General features: G+C 51.9%; 14 protein-coding genes. 5 read left to right on the top strand and 9 right to left on the bottom strand.

The genetic code is table 11. The annotated features are described in order from the left end of the window. Positions 1–49: 49 nt before the first annotated feature. Positions 50–802, top strand: coding sequence for a sulfate transporter CysZ (cysZ, locus tag KHS78_RS01655; protein WP_211824557.1), 753 nt, complete (start codon positions 50–52; stop codon positions 800–802). A gap of 73 nt (positions 803–875) precedes the next feature. On the opposite strand, the gene KHS78_RS01660 is transcribed toward cysZ, so the two are convergent. After that, the gene (locus tag KHS78_RS01660) at positions 876–3,206 is read right to left on the bottom strand and encodes an ankyrin repeat domain-containing protein (protein ID WP_211824558.1); all 2,331 of its coding nucleotides are present in this window, start codon (positions 3,204–3,206) and stop codon (positions 876–878) included. 232 nt (positions 3,207–3,438) lie between these two features. Between KHS78_RS01660 and pta the strand changes: the two genes are divergently transcribed. Beyond that, positions 3,439–5,532, top strand: coding sequence for a phosphate acetyltransferase (gene pta / locus KHS78_RS01665; RefSeq protein ID WP_211824559.1), 2,094 nt, complete (start codon positions 3,439–3,441; stop codon positions 5,530–5,532). On the opposite strand, the gene KHS78_RS22620 is transcribed toward pta, so the two are convergent. Further along, a complete protein-coding gene (locus tag KHS78_RS22620) occupies positions 5,529–5,894 on the bottom strand; it encodes a nitrous oxide-stimulated promoter family protein (RefSeq protein WP_211824560.1) in 366 nt (121 codons plus the stop codon). The genes pta and KHS78_RS22620 overlap by 4 nt on opposite strands. Beyond that, a complete protein-coding gene (locus KHS78_RS01675; RefSeq protein ID WP_211824561.1) occupies positions 5,878–6,990 on the bottom strand; it encodes a CNNM domain-containing protein in 1,113 nt (370 codons plus the stop codon). Before KHS78_RS01675 ends, KHS78_RS22620 begins: the two co-directional genes overlap by 17 nt. 192 nt (positions 6,991–7,182) lie before the next feature. Here KHS78_RS01675 and KHS78_RS01680 point away from each other — a divergent pair, with 192 nt between their 5' ends. Beyond that, the gene (locus KHS78_RS01680; protein ID WP_211824562.1) at positions 7,183–8,112 is read left to right on the top strand and encodes an acyltransferase; all 930 of its coding nucleotides are present in this window, start codon (positions 7,183–7,185) and stop codon (positions 8,110–8,112) included. Between the two features lie 42 nt (positions 8,113–8,154). Here KHS78_RS01680 and KHS78_RS01685 read toward each other — a convergent pair whose 3' ends face one another. Both KHS78_RS01685 and KHS78_RS01690 read right to left on the bottom strand, forming a co-directional pair. Beyond that, positions 8,155–8,832, bottom strand: coding sequence for a YiaD family glycine zipper/OmpA-like lipoprotein (locus tag KHS78_RS01685; protein WP_211824563.1), 678 nt, complete (start codon positions 8,830–8,832; stop codon positions 8,155–8,157). A gap of 6 nt (positions 8,833–8,838) precedes the next feature. Further along, on the bottom strand, positions 8,839–9,480 hold the full coding sequence (locus KHS78_RS01690; protein ID WP_211824564.1) for an MBL fold metallo-hydrolase: 642 nt from the start codon (positions 9,478–9,480) through the stop codon (positions 8,839–8,841). A gap of 365 nt (positions 9,481–9,845) precedes the next feature. Between KHS78_RS01690 and KHS78_RS01695 the strand changes: the two genes are divergently transcribed. After that, the gene (locus KHS78_RS01695; protein ID WP_211824565.1) at positions 9,846–10,808 is read left to right on the top strand and encodes a carcinine hydrolase/isopenicillin-N N-acyltransferase family protein; all 963 of its coding nucleotides are present in this window, start codon (positions 9,846–9,848) and stop codon (positions 10,806–10,808) included. A gap of 100 nt (positions 10,809–10,908) precedes the next feature. Here KHS78_RS01695 and KHS78_RS01700 read toward each other — a convergent pair whose 3' ends face one another. From KHS78_RS01700 to KHS78_RS01715, 4 genes are all read right to left on the bottom strand, one after another. Continuing rightward, the gene (locus KHS78_RS01700) at positions 10,909–11,796 is read right to left on the bottom strand and encodes an EamA family transporter (protein ID WP_211824566.1); all 888 of its coding nucleotides are present in this window, start codon (positions 11,794–11,796) and stop codon (positions 10,909–10,911) included. Between the two features lie 17 nt (positions 11,797–11,813). Further along, positions 11,814–12,644, bottom strand: a complete 831-nt coding sequence (gene phnX, locus KHS78_RS01705; RefSeq protein ID WP_211824567.1) for a phosphonoacetaldehyde hydrolase — start codon at positions 12,642–12,644, stop codon at positions 11,814–11,816. A gap of 48 nt (positions 12,645–12,692) precedes the next feature. Further along, on the bottom strand, positions 12,693–13,799 hold the full coding sequence (phnW, locus tag KHS78_RS01710; RefSeq protein ID WP_246505983.1) for a 2-aminoethylphosphonate--pyruvate transaminase: 1,107 nt from the start codon (positions 13,797–13,799) through the stop codon (positions 12,693–12,695). 214 nt (positions 13,800–14,013) lie between these two features. Beyond that, a complete protein-coding gene (locus tag KHS78_RS01715) occupies positions 14,014–15,027 on the bottom strand; it encodes an alpha/beta hydrolase (protein WP_211824569.1) in 1,014 nt (337 codons plus the stop codon). 204 nt (positions 15,028–15,231) lie between these two features. Here KHS78_RS01715 and KHS78_RS01720 point away from each other — a divergent pair, with 204 nt between their 5' ends. After that, a complete protein-coding gene (locus KHS78_RS01720) occupies positions 15,232–20,133 on the top strand; it encodes a ricin-type beta-trefoil lectin domain protein (protein WP_211824570.1) in 4,902 nt (1,633 codons plus the stop codon). The last annotated feature ends 20 nt before the right edge of the window (positions 20,134–20,153 follow it).

Genomic DNA, 20,153 nt, shown 5'->3' on the forward strand with positions numbered 1-20,153 from the left:
TATCTGAACCAGTGAATCCTTTCAATTGTGCTGATAGACAGGTAACCCAATGCCTAACCCCCTGCAGTCGCCAGTCGGTGGACTCGATTATTTCCTTCAGGGCCTCAAGCGCCTGAAGGAACCGGCGGTATTGCCCTTTATTGCCATTCCCCTAGCCATAAACATCCTGGTGTTTGGTCTGCTGATCTGGTGGGCCGGTCAACAATTCTCCGTATGGGTTGATCAGGCCATCGCCTGGCTGCCGGACTGGCTGTCGTTCCTGCACATTCTGCTATGGCCCTTATTTGCTCTCACGATCGCACTCGCGGTGTTTTTCACCTTTACCTTAGTGGCAAACTTTATCGCCGCCCCCTTCAATGGCTTCCTGGCAGAAAAGATTCAGCGTGAACGCACCCCTCACCTGCTGCCGGAAGATAATGGCTGGAAAGACCTGGTCGCTATTATTCCCCGCAGCATCGCCCGGGAAGGCCAGAAACTGGTGTATTACCTGCCACGGGCGCTGGGACTGTTAATACTGACCTTCATTCCTGTGATCAACCTGGCTGCGCCTTTTCTCTGGGCCCTGTTTTCCGCCTGGATGATGGCGGTTCAATATGTAGATTATCCAGCGGATAACCAGCAGATCCGCTTCAGGGATATGCTGATACAACTCAAGAGCCGTCAGCGAACACAACTGCTGGCTTTTGGTGGTATTGTCGCTTTATTTACGCTCATCCCATTGATTAATCTGATAGTTATGCCTGCTGCGGTCATTGGGGCAACACTATTATGGATTGATCGCCAAGCAGGACAAAAAAATTAATTTCTGAAACCTGATCAGGAAAGATTGATAGCAATATTTCCTGATCACAGAAATACCATCCCCCTTTCATGAATTAGTCAACTTTCATTTTATCCGATGCAGCTGCTGTTTTTTTTGTTAGCTTTAACTCTGCCAACTCTTCATTAAGAACCACCACATCTTTAAAGTACTTGATATCAGATTCATTCATTGAAGAAAAAACCTCATCAGCTTCAACTCCACGATTAAGTAATTGGACAACAACTTCCTCATAATGCTTTTTCACTGCAAGCATCAAAGGTGAACATGCAAAAATATCAAGCAACATTAATTCTTTTATATTTTTCGTTTGCCTAATAAAGAAAACAGCCAGCTCAAAATTTTCATTTAGGATTGCCCTATGCAAAGCCGTCTGATTTCGTTTATTTTGTGCAGATATCAAACATCCTTTCGCAACACAAAACCTTACAACACCTTTTATAATTGAATTTACCCTGGCGCATTTCGCAAAAAGACTCAATTCTCTCAAGCTATGATCCCGCGCAAGCACTCTTTGAAAAAACAATTTACCAGCAACATAATGGACAGGCGTATTTTTTTGATCATCGACACACAAACCTTCCATTCCCAAATACTTAAAACAGCATTTAAACCCCTCAACATCAACTTGCCCAAGGCATTCCAACCCTCTGCTAATATTATCTTCTTTCACTAAGGGATACCGTAAGAAAAAGTCCTGTAAAACCACCTGAGCTTGCTTAAACGAGACTGCATCATCACTTATAGCCTGCTGTTCCGCATCACCACCATGAGCTTCAATGCCATACTTTTCACTGTAATCTTTCACTATCATCATCGTATCAACTTCATCGCGTACGGCTGATGGCTCTGATACTTTATGTTGATGCGCCGTTTCCAATGAGAAGTCGGCTACAGCTTCTGTATCATGCACTGGTGTAGATGCATTATCTGACACCTTTACTCCAACACCCTCAGATTTCTCCGCACTGGTAGCGGGTACTATATTTCCTGTCCCTGCACTATCCTGACCAACTTTTTTCTGAGAAAGGTTTGACCGATGCTGCTCAAGCGCATCCAGAAACTCACTCACTCCTTCTTGTTGAAGAATATCCTGCAACCTCTCATTTTTTTCGCTTTTATATAGCAGCATTTCACCATCAGTATCAAAATACTGAAGACAAGATTGAAACGCCAAAATATTAGCTGCCTTGAATTGCTTTATGAGAAAGCTGTACATCCTTTCAGTATTATCTACATCAGAAAATCTCGCTCCAGCCTCAGCCAGGACTTTAATAACCAACTCTCTTGATTCGCTTTTAGACTCAAGCGCTTCCTGCAATGGACAGCTATCTTCGCCGGACAAATCACCTACAGGCATATTCATGTAAAAGTGCCAGAATCGTTTATCATCTTGTTTAACCTCTCCAATAATTTCTGCATTACCATCTCGGCATGCCGTCATTACCTTTAGATAGGTGTTAATTTTAAAACGTATATGACCATATCGTGCTATTGCAGCAACATCCTTAGACAACCAGTTTTCTTTTATTGCATAACGCATCACACCTTCAACATCCGCTATTTTTGGATATTGCTTTTTAATCACCATGACAGAAATAGATCCCGATTGCTTAGATATATAATCACAGACCCTAATCGCCATAGTACGCCTTACCCTGACAATAATCTCATACTGTTCAAGGCATGCCTTTATATTTTTATTACCATAAATAACTGCCACCTCAACAGGAGTTCGACCTTCACTATCCAGCCTACTCAAACATTTACCTTGTATATCCTCATTATCTATAAAATACCGAATCGCCTCCGCATTCTGACTAGCAGGACTTTCATCACCAATAAACCTTGCCTGCACATGAAGAAATGTTTCTCCCTTATAAATAAGATGAGGTATTCTGGCACCTTTTTCCTTTAGAAACTCAACAACTGTCGTTCTTTTATCCTCATCAACATCCGCACCAAAAGCTTCAACCAATGGACAACTCCAGTAACCTTCAGGTGAGTAGGGAAGTTCAACAACTTTATTAATACCTATACCACCTTGAGCCTCTAGATAACATCTGATACTGCTCAAGTCACACTCGTGACAATACAGACAAAAATCAATATACGGGTTACTACTATATACTGTCTCGTTATTATCATTGACACTCTTAGCAATCCATTTTTTTTTAACAAGCTTACTAATGGCACACTCAACCTGATCAATAGCATACAAACCAATATCTCGATTAACTCTTTCGTGAATGGCATTGCAGATATCAGGTTGCGGCAACTGGGATATCACCCGCCAGACTTTGCGTATATCACAGCTCTCTTCCTGTAATATATCGATTAGAGGCAAATGGGGCGGATATTGCATCTCTCCTACAGGCGTTGCCATAAATAGAAACCATCATAATTGGAAAATTACCTGCTTTAGACAAATCTACCGACAAATGTTCACTGACAGTCTTCTATCAATTGCCTAAGCAAAACTAGCTAATTAACAATCCTGTCAACGAGTACTGACAAATCCCCTCGATTCTTTATTGTTCAAGACAATATCAAAAACAAACAGGTACAATAACACTCATATCCTGCGACAAAGACAACAATCTGCCGGGAGACTGAGGATGCATGTCTTTTACATCGCTCCAACCAGCTATGGTGTTGGCCTGACGTCCATCGCCTTGGGACTAGTCCATGCGCTTGACAAGCTGGGGCTGAGAGTTGGCTTTCTCAAGCCAGTGGCACAACAGCACCGCTCAGACACCGGCCCGGAACGCTCCACCCAACAGGTTCGGGCAGCAACTTCACTGACACCACCCGATCCAGTCCCACTCTCCAAGGTCGAAAATCTGCTCGGCGACAATAAACGCGATGAGCTGCTGGAAAAAGTGGTCAACCAGTTGGCCCAGGCGGCAAAAGATGCTGACGTTGTGGTTGTGGAAGGCTTGGTGCCCAGCCGTACCATGCCCTACGCCGGACGACTAAATGTTGATATCGCCCGCAGTCTGAATGCCGACATCATCATCGTCCACGCACCGGATGATGAAACACCCCATGACACCGCAGACAAACTGCAGATTACCGCCGATACCTTCGGCGGCACCGGTAACCCGAATGTTATTGGCTATATCCTGAACAAGGTTAAACCCGACTACCTTGCCAGCGTGACTGACCGTAACGGCGAGTGTCAGACATTGCGTCCCTTTCGGCGCAAGCCTTTTAAAGCGATTGGACACATTCCCTGGAACAACACCCTGTCAGCGCCAAGGACACGGGATGTCGCCACCCTGCTGCAGGCCGACATTCTGAATGAAGGCGACATTGACAACCGTCGTGTGGCACAGCGGGTGCTCTGTGCGCGCACTGCGGCCAACATTGTCCGCCACCTGCGCCCGGATGCATTGATTATTGCCCCCGGTGATCGTGATGACATCATCATGGCCACCTGCCTGGCCGCACTGAACGGGGTACCGTTAGCAGGTCTGCTGCTAACCAACGACCTCCCTCCACAGGAACAGATCGCCACACTCTGCCGCCGGGCCATCCAGGAAACCGGTCTGCCGATCCTGATCACCGACAGCAACTCCTACACAACCGCCACTCGTCTTGACCGAATGAATACTGAAGTTCCACTGGACGATCAGGAACGCCTACAGAAAGTCATGAATGACGTGGCAGAACACCTGAATATTGACTGGATTCAGGCCCGGTGTGGCGAACCCGTCGAGCCCCGTCTGTCGCCACCAGCATTCCGCTACCAGCTGGTCGAAAACGCCCGAAAAGCTAACAAACGTATCGTGCTACCCGAAGGTGATGAGCCGAGAACCATCCAGGCCGCCATCCTGTGTCAACAGCGAGGCATTGCGCGATGCGTACTGCTTGCCCGAAAAGAAAGTGTGCAACAGGTGGCCAGTGACCTGGGCATTACTCTGCCGGATGACCTGGAAATTCTTGATCCCGACACACTCAGACCACAATATATCGCCCCAATGGTCGAACTCCGCCGCAGCAAGGGCCTGACCGAGCCCATGGCCGAAGCCCAACTGGAAGACAACGTGGTACTGGGCACCATGATGCTGGCGCTGGACGATGTCGATGGCTTGGTATCCGGCGCTGTCCATACGACGGCCAATACCATCCGTCCTGCCTTCCAACTGATCAAGGCCCGCCCAGGCACAAGCACAGTGTCGTCAATCTTCTTTATGCTTCTGCCCGATCAGGTGCTGGTCTATGGTGACTGCGCGGTAAACCCGGATCCTGACGCCAGCGCCCTGGCAGACATTGCGATCCAGAGTGCCGACTCCGCTGCGCGATTTGGCATTCCACCCCGGGTCGCCATGATCAGTTACAGTACGGGGTCATCGGGCCATGGCACGGATGTAGAAAAGGTTCGCGAAGCCACTCGTCTGGCACGGGAAAAACGACCTGACCTTTTGATTGACGGCCCACTCCAGTATGACGCTGCCGCCATTGCTTCCGTTGCCGGTAGTAAGGCGCCGGACAGCCCCGTGGCCGGTAAAGCGACGGTGTTTGTCTTCCCTGACCTGAACACAGGAAACACAACCTATAAAGCCGTGCAACGCAGCGCCAATGTCATCAGTGTCGGCCCCATGCTTCAAGGACTGAGAAAACCCGTCAACGACCTGTCCCGCGGTGCGCTGGTTGACGATATCGTCTACACCATCGCTCTGACAGCCATACAGGCCGCCAGCAACTAATGCGGCGATTTGCGTTTTGAAGGTAACGGTGGAGCAGCCCTGCGTTCATGCAACAGGTGACGCACAGTCAGTAGCGGATGCCTGAACAGCATACGCGGCCCGGCGTAACGCATAATGGCTTTGGCCCTGTCGCGCATGACTGGTTTGTAACAATGGATGGGACAACGGGAACAGGTGGGTTTGGATGGCCCATAAGGGCATTTGTACAACCGGAATGCTGCGAAAGCTAAGAATTCACGGCATTCCGGACAGAGATCATCATCACTATTATGGTGACCGCGGCACCAGAGCCTGACCATCGCGGTCATGGTCTGGTGCTCACGCTTAAGCACGCCGGTCAGGGGCTCAGGAAGCTGCCGCATCCGCCTTGCCAACCGGAGCCATATTGGCTGGCTCCAGTTTTCCGGTAGCGCCGAACATCTGCAAGCGATGCTTCTTCAGCCAACGCATACGACGGCGGCGGGCAACGCTCTGCATATCCACATCCCGGTCACACTCATCGACAATTTCCATGCCGAGCAGCGTTTCGATCAGGTCTTCGAGGGTAACCACCCCCTGCATGTCGCCGTATTCATCCACCACCATCGCGATATGGGAACGTTCGATCACCAGCCGTGAAAACAGGCTGTCCACCCGCTCACGATCCAGTATCCGAAGGATAGGACGACAGAGGCTACCTAATGTCGCGGTACCACCAGACTGATGGTGCGCGGCCAGCACTTCGGCACGCAGCACAAAACCGGTGATATCATCAGGCTCCCCTTCGTACACCGGGATACGGGAAAAGCCTTTGTCACTGTACTTTTCCAGGTACTCCGCCGTGGTCACGGATTCGGGTAGAGAGAAAACCACCGTGCGCGGCGTCATGATGGTATTCAGTCGACCATCACGGAAACGCAGCAGACTCTGGAGAATCTGGTTCTCTTCTGATGCCAGTTCACCCTGACGACGACCCAGCTCAGCCAGTGCAGAAATTTCCGCCCTGAGTTCACTGTCATTACCATGACCGTGGGTCATACGGGAGGTCAGCAATTCAAGACACCAGATCACCGGCGCCAGGATACGCACCATCCAACCCAGACAGATCGCAGTCAACGGTGCCAGTTGTCGCCACCAGGTAGCGCCAATGGTTTTGGGAATGATCTCGGAAAGTACGAGAATCAGCACCGTCATCACTGCAGAAACAAGGCCAAGATACTGGTTGCCAAATACGACAGCCGCCTGCGCACCAACACCTGCAGCACCAGCGGTATGCGCTACGGTATTCAGGGTTAGGATTGCGGCAAGGGGGCGGTCAATGTTGTCCTTCAGCGCCTTGATGCGCTTGGCGGAACGATCACCTTTCTGCTCAATACCAGCCAGCCAGGACGGCGTGATGCTAAGAAGTACAGCTTCAAATACTGAGCACAGAAATGAAACGAGAATGGCTACCAGTGCAAACACTACCAGCAGTAACAAGGCGGGATCCTCATACTATTAAACATGATGGCATCGTACCTGAGTCCGATCCAAAAAAATGCAAAGAGACTGTAAATGTCAGAAAATAAATCCTGTTTGGTCAGCCCTGCTGACAATGCCGTTTGCCAACCGGCGGGAGATACGTAAAATTGCCCACATTGAATATTCAGATTGGACCATAGACTTATAGCAATGCTGTCATTTCTGCCTCCCTTGCTGCGTGGTTGCCTCTCAGCCCTGCTGCTGGGATTGAACACCCTGTTACTGTGTTTGCCACTGATCCTTTTCAGCGCGAGCCGTTTTCTGATACCCGTAAAATCCTGGCACCGGTTCAGCACCAAGAGTTGTATCGTGATTGCGGAATTCTGGATCACCCTCAACAGCGGCTGGATGAAATTGACCCGGCCAATGCAATGGCAGATCAAGGGGCTTGATGACCTCAAGAAAGATGGCTGGTACCTGGTGACCTGCAACCATCAGTCCTGGGCCGATATTTTTATCGTGCAACACCTGCTGAATCGTCGCATACCCATGCTGAAATTTTTCATCAAACAGGAATTGATCTGGGCCCCCATTATCGGTCAGTGCTGGTGGGCGCTGGATTTTCCTTTCATGAAGCGTTATTCCAAGGCTTACCTGGAAAAGCACCCGGAAAAACGGGGAGAAGACCTCCGGGCAACCCGCAAAGCCTGTGAGAAGTTTCAGGAAGTACCGGTCTCCATCTTCAACTTCATGGAAGGCACCCGCTATACCGAGACCAAGCATAAGCTACAGCAGTCGCCTTTCCGCCACCTGCTCAAACCACGGGCCGGCGGTACGGGTTTTGTTCTGGGCGCCATGGGCAGTCAGCTGAAAACCATGATCAATATCACCATCTCCTACAATGGCACCACTCCCTCATTCTGGGGTTTTCTCTGTGGGAAAGGGGATACGGTCAGCGTTACGATTGAACAACTGCCCATACCGGATCACTATCTTGGCAAGGATTACAGCAATGACGCGGCATTCCGCGAACAGTTCCAGACCTGGGTCAATACGTTGTGGACGGACAAGGACAACTTGCTGGACACCATGACCAACCAACCCTCGCAGACAGAACCAACCTACGCAGAAGTCAATTGAGCTAAAAAGGGGCAGTTTGTACTGCCCCTTTTTAGTTACGCCTTATTGATTCGCGGGTGGTTTGAGCGAAATTTCAACCCGACGGTTGGCCGCCCGCCCTTCCGGTGTTTTATTGGTAGCAATCGACTGGCTCGATCCCACACCATAGGCAGTAATGCGGGTGGAGGAAATCCCCTGCCCCATCAGGTAGTCTGCCACACTGTTAGCCCGATTCTGCGACAGCGGCAGGTTGATACGCTTTTCATCGCCGGTTGAATCGGTATGCCCAACCACAACAATGGTGTTGTTGTCATACTCTTTCAGCACCTTCGCCACAGAGCCCAGCACCGGATAAAAGTCGGCTCGTATGTTGGCGGAGCTGGACGCAAACGTAATATTTCCGGGCATAATCAGGTTCAGCTGATTGCCGACACGCTGAACCTGGACACCGGTACCCTGTAACTGCGCACGCAGCTTGCTTTCCTGCTGATCGACGTAATAGCCGTATCCACCACCGGCAGCAGCACCTAAGGCCGCACCCGCCAGTGCGCCATCCTTACCATTCGCCAGTCCGCCGACGACTGCGCCAGCCAAGGCGCCCAGGCCACTGTACTTCGCAGACTTCTGGGTTTCCTGCTCACCGGTGTAGGGATTGGTTGTCTGGCAGCCGGCCAGCACAGCCCCCACTAATACGACAGCAGTCAGCTTCTTCAATGCACATTGTGATTTGGCAACTGTCATTGCGCGTTAACCTCTAATAACCATGTTCTCGCGGATTTCTTCACCGATAGTGGTATCAGGACCATGCCCTGCTACCACTACGGCCTCTTCATCCAGTGTATAAAGTCGCTGACGAATGGAGCGTTCAATGGTTGGGTAATCCCCGCCCCACAGGTCAGTCCGGCCAATCGCACGACGGAACAGTGTGTCGCCGGCAATCAACAGTTTATGATCAGCAAACCAGAAGCTCATGGAGCCCGGACTGTGTCCCGGCGTATGCATGGCAACGCCACAGCAGCAGGCCAGCTCCTCATCATCATGCAACCAGAAGTCAGGACCTGGCACGGGACGATAGGGTACGCCAAACATACGACACTGGGTCTCAAGATTGTCCCAGAGGAATTTATCCTCCTTGTGCAGATGGATGGGCGCCCCAGTCTTCTCTTTCAGCTCGCCGCTGGCCAGGAAGTGATCCAGGTGAGCATGAGTATGGATCAGGGCAATGATATGAAGATTATGTGCCCGTACCTTCTCAAGGATCAGCTCGGCATCACCACCGGGGTCAACTACAATCCCTTTCCCCGTCACCGGGTCACCGATAATCGTGCAGTTACATTGCAGGGGACCGACCGGAAAGGTTTCCCTGATCATTCCAGGCGTCTGATTCATTCGCGTTCCGCTTTGCTCATCGTTAAACGGGTTGATTTTATCAACCCCCAGCCCAAATCAAACCCGGGAGGATACTACAAAGCCCCTGAAAGATTATGTCAAAGTCTGTCAATCACTCGATAATTAGACGCGCCACAATCAATAAAAGTAAACACCTACAAACCCACGACATCAGACTAACTGCCTAGAACCACTGGAAAAACCATCAATCACTGATACTTTTTGTAGTGTGAATCAACCTGCACAATGTCGATGCTTGCCTTTCATTTTCCAAGCCTTGGACAGCTCACAACAGTAGCGACTCACCAACACAGAGTTTCCAGTACCTTCCTGTAACGTCCACATTGCCTGCGAGATCATGCGTTATGACTAGCTTTTTTAACCTGCGTCCATTCTCCGCGCTTTTATTACCCATTATCGGAGCATTGCCTGGCCTCACGCACGCCTGCACGACCTTTGCCTCTACCGGTAATGCCAATGCCGATGGCGGACTGTTGATTGCCAAAAACCGCGATTCGCTGGCGGCTTACCAGTCAGTGGAGGTCAGGCAATCTACTACAGGGAACCGCTACATCGGCCTGTTTTATCATTCACACAAACGAAAACCGTATCCCTACATTGCTGCCGGTGTTAACCAACATGGTCTGGCAGTTGTTCAGAATGAATCCGCCTCAATCAATAATGCCAGCCATTTCAATGATGACGACCAATCCGCTGCCATTTACACCATTCTTGAAAACTACCGATCAGTCGCAGAGGTGAGAAAAGCCAAACAAACACTATTTGCTGATGGCCTGGCGAATTTTCTGATTATTGGCGATAAACATGAAGCCATCCTTGTCGAGGTTGGGCCTGACAAAGGTTCCTACCAGACCCTTAGCGCCAAACAGAATGGAAACAAGCTATACCATACCAACCATTATGTGCTGAAAGGCATGGAACACTTTAACAAGGTCTTCTATCCCGATTCACAGCACCGTTTTACCTCGATTAAATCGCAAATGAATGAAGCACCCAGCCAGTTAACCATGGCGGGCAGTTACTACAACTGGGTGAACAGCGCTAAAAATGGACCAAACGACAGTATTCTAAGAAATGTCACCCTGGCAAGTTGGGTCACCCGTATCACTGACAATGGGGCATCAGAACTCTGGGTCAGAGTGGCCTCACCGAATCATAAATATCAACACTATCAGCTCACGCTGGATCAGGCTTTCTGGAACAATCCCCCATCAGAGATCGGCCCTGTGCCTTTATCTGCTGAAGGTATTGTCAGTTATCCGGTTGGCAGTGAAGATCAGTATGAGTACCAAGGCGGAGAACTCTAAATAACGCTTTGATGGCTATTATTTGGGGCTAACAGCGCCCTGCTTATTACATGGGCGCTGAGGATTAACCTTCAACACAGGTCAATGCTTTACGTGGCTGTTAGCCTAACGCTACCAACAACAATCCACATAATACTACGGCGCTGCCCAGCCATTTCCCTGGCCAAAACGCCTCTTTAAACCAGAACAAGCCAATCAGTACGCCAATCGGTATCGACACCTGCCGGAAAGCCGCCACATAACTGACATTGCTGACATAACCCATGCTAATCAGAATCAACACATATGTCGCACACATCATGCCGCCTGTTACGACAGCAGTCCTGTTTTTCGCCATGGAGAGCGCCTGCCGGTCATGCCTTAGCAGAGCTGACATGAATCGATACCATACACCGGTCGTTAATGCCTGAAGGCACATGTAGGCAATGGCTGCCAGCACAGCGTTGAGTTCCATCCGGAGAAACTGCATGCCTTTGGCATCAATCAGTGTGTAGCCGGCGGTCGCAAAAGCAGCCAGTAACGCAAAGGCGATACCTGGTCCGGCGTAGTCACGCCAATGCCATTGTGACACTCGCTTAACCGGTAGCAGTAAACAGCCTCCAACAACCAGCACAGTGCCCACAATCGCCTGACCACTGATCTGATCTCCTTGCCCAAGCATTAAAGTGGCAATAGTCACCACAATCACAGGGGCCGAACGGGCAATCGGATACAGCATGGATAAATCACCCAAACGATAGGCCTGTGCCAGTGATGTCAAATAGACATACTGGCACAGGCCACTACCAGCCAGTAACAACCAGAATACTGGATCAATGCGAAACCAGGCAGAGCCGACCATCAGCGCGGCCGGCGAAAACAACAGGGCAGCGGCAAAGTTTGCCCGCTCAAAAAACAGGGGATCACTGCCCCCCTGCTTTCCCAGTGCATTCCAGAGTGCATGCATCACGGCAGACAACAACACCAGAGTGACAGCAATACTGCTCATAGCCGCGGCATTCCCATTCAGGGTGTTTCGCCGCGGGACAGACGCAATTCGATATCATCTAGGCAGGACACCAGATCCGCGATCGTATCAATCACATAATGCGCCCCAGCCCGTTGAAGCCCTGCACTCGCCCTGAGTCTGACAGCCTGCTGTTCTGCAGCAGACAGGGATTGCCATTCAGCAAGCGATAAACCCGCTTCATTACCACTGATCGCCACACCGACGGTCCACAGGCCGGCATTCAGGCCTTCTTCAATGCCTACTGGCGTATCATCAACCTTGACGCAGGCCGACACATTATTGATACCCAGTTCAACCATGTTTCTCAGACACATGTCGGGGGCGGGACGACCACGGGGCACTTCGGTCGCGCAAACATTGCTGTCTGGCCGGTAACCACAATCAGCAGCAGCATCCAGCAAACCGGCCATCATTTCGCTGCTGTAGCCCGTATTGGCGCCAATGAGATAGCCACGTTCACGTAGTGCCCCCATCACGGTGGTCAGGTGGGGGACAGGGTCTGCATACTGGGCGATAGCTTCAATCTGCAGCGGTACCAGTGCCTCGTAAAGACGATCAATGTCGTCGTCATCGACGGGGCGACCATGGACGGACTGCCACAGCCCTGCGACCCGGGGCATATGAGCAATTTGCCGTATATGCTCACGCTTCTCAGTGCCCATGGGTATCCGGGCTTCCGCCTGGGTGATGGGCACCTGCTGCCTGGCGAACAGCTGCCGGAAAGCCGCAATGGGTGCCATACAGCCAAAATCAACGGTCGTCCCCGCCCAGTCGAATATCACCGCCTGTATCGGCCCGGTGTAACGCCGCTGCCAGATGTAGTTCATCGTCGATTTCCCCTGCTTTTTATTCTGTCGTTTATTAGTTGATGCCGGCTATTGCCAGTAGATGGATTCCCTGACGGCAGTCAGAAGTCGCTGATAATCATCCGGGAAAACATGACCAATGGTGCCAATCCTGAAGCAATCCGCTTCAGAGACTTTCCCCGGATAAATCACAAACCCCTTGCCTTTCAAGCGTTCATAAAACTCAACAAACTGGAAATCAGGATGATCAGGGGTATAAAACGAAGTAATGACAGGAGAACGGGATTCAGCCGGTAACAAAGGTCTGAAATCCAGTTCTTCCATGCCACTGATGAGAATCCGGTGATTCTCGGCGTAGCGGCGGTTGCGAGCGGCAATGCCACCTTCCTCATCCAGCTCATCCAGCGCCTGGCGGAAAGCACGTACGACATGGGTCGGTGATGTGAAGCGCCATTTGCCATAGTTCAGGGTCATGCAGCGCCACTGGTCATAGAGATCCAGGCTAAGCGAACGGGCGTTGCCTTCCAGTCGATGCAGGGTTGCTGTGCGAGCCACGACCAGCCCAAACCCCGGTACCCCCTGGATACACTTGTTGGCGGAGCTGATCAGGAAATCAATGCCCAGTTCGTCAATATCCATGGGAATGCCGCCAAAACTGCTCATGGCATCCACAATCCAGCAACGTCCAGCCTCTGTGACCACTCGGCTAACAGCTTCCAGCGGATTTAACCGCCCCGTGGTGGTTTCACAATGCACCATGGCTACATGGGTAATGGCCGGGTCATCAGCCAGAGTCTGTTCCACGACGGAAGGATCCACTTCCCCCTGCTCACCAAAATCCAGTAACTGATGATCAATCCCAAGGTATTCAGCAATCATCGCAATGCGCTGGCCATAGACCCCGTTTGCAATCACCAGCAGCCGCCCATCTGAGGGCAGCGCCGTACCAATCACAGATTCAACGGTCGCCGTTCCACTGCCCTGCATCAGCACAGAGGTATAACCCGGCGCTTTCGTTGCCAGGCGCACCAGCCTTGCACGGATTTCCTGAACGATCGCGTTATAGTCATCATCCCAGGTACACCAGTCGCGTAACATGGTTTCCTTGACAGAAGGCGACGTGGTGATCGGCCCCGGGGTAAGAAGCAGGTAAGGTACATCCGGATTCTCGGACATAGGCATTCCTTATTAATGCGGCAGACAACCGGACAGCGATAATTGCACTGTCCGACTCATTGCCTACAAGCCTATTCCGGGAGTGTGACAATTCTGTGATGCCGAAAAACAAGCCATGCCTATTTCTGGATACCAGAAAGAGTGTATGAATCAGCAACTGGCACGTGCCGTCATTACCCTTCCATCAACCCTGAGCCTGTCTTTCCTCTCGCCATCAGATCGTATTGAGCCAAGGTTCCAGCCAGTCATTCATTTTCTGGATAGCCAGCTTCGCCTCAGGCCAATCCCAGTGAATCTGGAAAACATGGGGCATGCCTTCATACAGGTCGAGTTTTACCGTATGCCCTGGCTGATCCATTGCCTGGTATAAGCGGACGGCATTGCTGAGGAATGTTTCCCGGGTTCCCCCCTGAATCAGCACCGGCGGAAACGGCTTCTGGTAATCGCCATAAACGGGAGAAACGTAGGGATGCTTCTGCTCCAATTCCGGTGCATAGGCGTCTGCGGATGATTTCAGGTGCAACTGATAGTGATAAGCGGGTTCTGAGTCCTTCAGCGTAATATAGGTGTCGCCTGTCTCGGTGATGTCTGACCAGGGCGACCAGAGAACCAGTGCGGCAGGCAAGGGCTCACCCTGGTCTCGAAGCTTCAACACGGCACTGGCTATCAGGCTGCCTCCAGCCGACTCCCCGTAAGCGGCGATATCCTTCCACTGATAGCCTTGTTCAATCAGCCCCTTGAAGACGTCGATCACTTCATCGGTTATCGTCTGGTAATTGCCTTTAGGCGCTGTCGTATAATCAACGGAAATGACTTTAAGCCCCGTTTCATTGGCTGCAGGAATACAGCGCAGCAACGTCGACTGGGCATTGTAACGGGTATAACCACCACCATGGGCGTAAACAAGCACCTTGCCGTTATCTTTCCAGCCCTTTGGAAGCACTTCTATCACGGGTACCGAGTGAATGACTTTCTCTGTAATGGTTGGCTCAAAACGTTTAATGATGGCCTGATTGCCGGGCCGTAACTTTTCATCCAGCGCCTGATTAACGGCAGCCCAGCCCTGTATATCATCAGTGTTCGGATTGGGTTTCACCGTCAATGGATCAGGTATGGCCTGCATATGGGTTTTTGCTTGATCCGAAATGGTCTCCGGAAAGGATGATTCATACGCAAAAACCAATGTCGGCATAAGAGCCAAAACAGCACCCTTCCACATGTTGATCATACAGTCAGCCTCGTCATAGTTTTGTTAGAGCGACAGAAGCATGAAGGTTTAGTGGGGATAACCGGATTTTTCAATGTGATGACATACCGTCTTTTGGCTGCAATGTCATACCCACTCACAAAATAGAACCATGGTGTCAATAAAGAAAAGTATTGGTACTATTACCCCTGTAATAACAAAAATAACAACACACTGGAGTCCATCATGCGCAGGCATGTTCTATTCGCCTGGCTGGTCAGCGTCCTGCTGCCTGGTCTGGCCTGGGGCAGCGGCCCGGGTCTCGGCAACCTTTCATATAATGCATCGGAGCTGTTCAAACCCGTTTCATGGATCAACCGGGATAACGGCGTTCCTTCCACCTACCCGTTTCGAAAAGCCTTCGGCACCAATGTCGGCATCATGCATAACGGGTATTTCCTGACGCTGTTTGCCCCGGATAGCGGCTGGGGCCCCGGCGGTTTTCTGCTCTATGATGTCTCCGACCCCCGCAATATCAAACTGGCCAAACGCATTTATGAGCCTAACGGGCGCACCAGTGAATTTCGTGAAGCCCATGCTATCGGTGCGACCAACCTGAATGGGCGCCGGTATATCACCATCCAGACCACCACAGGCATTGAGTTCTGGGACTTCACCGATATCAACAACATCCAGCAGGTCTCTAAACTGTCATTGCCGGGTGTGAATGCCGGAGACTATACCAGTGTCGCATGGCAGCTCTGGTGGCAAGCCCCCTATGTGTACGTGGCGGTCGCCAACCAGGGCATCTACATTGTGGATGCCACAGACCCCACCAACCCTCGCATTGCTGACCGTGGCGGTAACCGGCCAAATCCAGTGCCACCAGCAGAACTGGGCGGTTTCAGGGTAGGACCGATTTTCACCATGGGTAATCAGCTGGTGATCAGCTCCATGGATCAGCAGGATGGTTTCGCCAGCCTGGATATCAGTGACCCACTGAACCCGCTGCTGCTGGACAAAACCCCGGACCTGCCACAAACCTACTACGCCACCTGTTTTGATGGTGAGAAAGTGGTTGCGTCCGTACGGGGCAGTGGCGCCCGCATGGTGACGTATAACCTGGATGACCCGGCCCGTTTCGTGCTGGAGAACAATACGCTGGTTATAAATGAACAGCTTTACTGCAGCATGCAGGATGATTACGTCTTCCAGGGTACCGAAGAGAGCGTTCACAAGGTCGATATCAGCAATACCGGCGCCTACCGTGATGTGGGTAAAGGTAGCCTGAATGTCAGCAATGCCGATCATGGCCAGGTCTTCCCTTTTGGTAACCTGGTGTTTATCGGTAATGACCATGGCACCGGCAATGCCTTTATGGTGCATGACCTTGATCCGGATACCACGCCACCAGCTGTTCGACAGGTGTCGCCGAGAAACCAGGCGACCAATCAGGCGACCACGTCCCGAATTGGCATTGGCTTCTCCGACAGTATTGATCTGGAAAGCGTCAACAATAACACCTTTATTGTCCAAACAATGGATGGCACGCCGGTTAGCGGACGCTACAGCGCCCAACTTGGTATTGTGAACTTTTCACCAGAACAGACACTGGCACCCAATACCACGTATGAAGTCATTATTCCTGTGGACGGTATTCATGACTATGCCGGTAATGCGGTTGACCAAGCCTTCCGGTCAACCTTTACCACGGGAGAGGAGAATGATCGGGGACTTGTCTACCACTGGACCTTCGATGGCCACCTGAATGATGTCTGGAGCGGTAATACCGGCACACTTTCAGGTACCGTCAATTATGAAGACGGCGGTATCCGCCTGTCTGGCCAGCAGTCCATTCGAACGGATGTCGCGTTATCCAATGTGCTGGGCGGAACCGGCACTGTCAGCCTCTATCTGAAAACCAGTCAGAACGGTAACAATAACCCCTGGCAGGCGCCCGGCCTGATGGGTCGTGATCAGAATGGCGGTACCGGCGATGTCTTCTGGGGATGGATTGACGGTAACGGTCGTTTGCGGGTCTCTGCTGGCAATGATGCCGGTGTTGCTACAGCTTCCGCCATCAACGACGGACAATGGCACCATGTCGTCATGACCCGTGATGCCGGCAATGGCTCCGTCAAGATTTATGTTGATGGCGAACTGAGCGGCCAGGGATCAGCACGCAGTGGTATTTTCGGCGGAGGCTACAACTTCGACACCATCGGCCAGATCAGCGGCAACTCCGCCAAACTGGCTGGCAGTCTGGATGATCTCAAGGTTTATAACCGGGTGTTAAATGCTGATGAAGTCCGCGCACTGGCTGATCGTATGGTGGTCAGTCTGGATAAATCCATTGCCAGCAGTGCAGTAGAAACCGGTGACGCAACCGTTATCGCTGCAACAGGCCGAGGCAGTAACCTGCAATATCGCTGGGACCTGGGCGACGGTACGATTATTGATGCCGGTAACAACGCCTCGGTATCTCATACCTGGACGACACCCGGCCATTACCAGGTCATTCTGACCGTGACGGATGACAACAGCAGTTATTCGACATCTTTCGTCAAGACCGTCACCCGTCCTCTGACACCGGTTCAGCCGGTCAACAGTGGCCCTATCACCCGGGATGGAAACAAGATCTATAACATCAACCCGGACAATGGCACCGTAACCGCCATTGACGCCTTCTCCTACGGTAAGGCCTGGGAAGTCCGGGTGGGCGAGCACCCGAGAAGCATCGCGGCTTTACCCGATGGACGACTGTGGGTCACGGTTGAAGGTGAAGATCGTCTGGTTGCACTGGACAGCAGCGGTCGCATTGTTGAGAACATCTATCTCCCCTATGGCAGTCGGCCTTATGCCGTTGCCGGCAGCCCGGACGGCAGCAGCCTCTATGTCACGTTGCAGGGAACCAATGAGCTGGTTCGGTATGATACGGCCAGCGGAACTGTCTCGGGACGCGTGGCCATCAACCAGGATCCACGGGCAATCGCCATTGCCGGCAACGGGGAGCAGGTCTATGTCACCCGTTTCCGCTCAGCCATGACCAGCGGCGAGGTGACGGAAGTTTCCGCTTCCTCAATGAGCATCACACGACGTATTCCTCTGACGGTCGATACCACAACCGTCGATGCTGAAGACCGTAGCCGGGGAATTCCCAATTACCTGCACAGTGTCGCCATGTCACCGGATGGTTACCGCCTCTGGGTACCGTCCAAGAAAGACAACATTGTTCGTGGCAGCTACCGGGATGGCCAGGCCCTGACCCAGGACAGCACGATTCGAACGATAGTGACACGGATTGATCCGATAACGGGTAAAGAGCTGTTTGAGGAGCAAATTGATTTCAACGACCGTGACTCGGCGCGCGCCGTGGCCTTTACGGCAATGGGTGACTATGCCTTTGTCGCCCTGCAGGGTTCCAACAGTGTTGAAATCATTGATGCCTATAACAGCGCCAGTCGGGGGGCTATCGACAACAGCGGGCTGGCCCCCCAGGGGGTTGTTGTTGGCCCGGATAACAAAACCTTGTTCATCTATAACTTCACATCGCGAACCGTCTCGGTGTACGACATTACCGACGTGATTGAGTCCACAGGCTTTGCACCAGTGAAACTGGCGGAAATCAAAACAGTTGGTAGTGAAAAGCTGACAGCGCAGGTGCTTCAGGGCAAACAGATATTCTATAACGCCCGGGATCAGCGTATGAGTCGTGATGGTTACATCAGCTGTGCCAGCTGTCACGATGACGGTAGCGAAGATGGCATCGTCTGGGACTTTACCGATCGTGGTGAAGGCCTGAGAAACACGATCTCCCTTCGAGGCCGCATGGGTGATGCCCACGGCAATGTCCACTGGACCGCGAATTTTGATGAGATCCAGGACTTTGAGAATGACATCCGCAATGCCTTTGGTGGCAGTGGTTTCCTGAGCGATGCCGAATTTGCCGCAACGGCCGATCCTCTGGGCGCGCAAAAAGCCGGTCGTAACGCCGAACTGGATGCCCTGGCAGCCTATGTTGCCTCCCTGGAAGATTACCCTCGCAGCGGTCTGCGCAAGGCCAGCGGTGGACTAACTGACGATGCGCAACTTGGCAAAGTGGTGTTTGATAGCCTGAACTGTGCGTCTTGCCACAGTGGTTCAACCTTCACGGATGGACAGCGCCACGATGTAGGCACCATTCAGCCATCGTCCGGACTGGGCATCGGCCAGCCGCTGGCAGGCGTCGGGTTTGAAACCCCTACCCTGCTTGGTGTCCATAATACCGCGCCTTACTTCCATAATGGCCAGGCGGAAACACTGCTTGACGTCTTCCGCAGCGGCCATGGCAATACTGCCGGCCTGACAGATCCGGACTTGCAGTTACTCGTTAGCTACGTCAGCTCTCTGGATGGCAGCGACAAGCAATACCTGCGCATCCACAACGGCGATGGTCATTGTCTCGTGGCCCGGGGCGCCAGTGAAGACGCCAATATCGAGCACTGGTACTGTGGCAGTTATGATGACCAGTTCTGGTATCAGGACGCCCAGGGACGACTGCACACTAAACTGAACGAAGATTACTGTGCAACCGGCCAACCCTGGAATAATGGCTGGTTCTACCTGACCCGCTGCAGCGACAGCAGCTACCAGAAGTGGGAGTTCAATGGCAACCAGCTCCGGCTGAAAGAACACCCCCAATATGTGGCAGATGACTACAAAGGTGGCGTCTGGCAGGTCGGCATGTGGCAGGCCAGCGGCAGTGCCAACCAGCGCTGGTATGTGGATAACACAAACTTTGTCCAACTGCGCAATGGGGCTTACGGCTGCCTGACAGCTACCGGCACGGCATCCAACAGCAACGTGGTGGTCAGCACCTGTAGAAATCAGGCCTCACAAAAATGGTGGGAGGATGGCAATGGTCGATTCCACTTGCAGAGCAACCTCAATGTCTGCCTGGATTACAAGGGTGAGACATGGAATGGCGGTGGTGTCGTGGTCTGGGAGTGTAATGACCATGAGAACCAGCGTTTCAACAAAGTCGACAATACCCTCAGGACCCGCAAGAACACCGGTTATGCCGTCACAGCGGCACAAGCCAGTGATGGCGGTAACGTCGTGGTGTGGAATGCCAATGGTGATGCCAACCAGGCATGGATACAGGAGTAATCTGACATAAACAGAAAACG

The sequence above is a fragment of the Kistimonas asteriae genome, assembly GCF_018263925.1.
GTDB classification, from domain to species: Bacteria; Pseudomonadota; Gammaproteobacteria; order Pseudomonadales; family Endozoicomonadaceae; genus Kistimonas; species Kistimonas asteriae.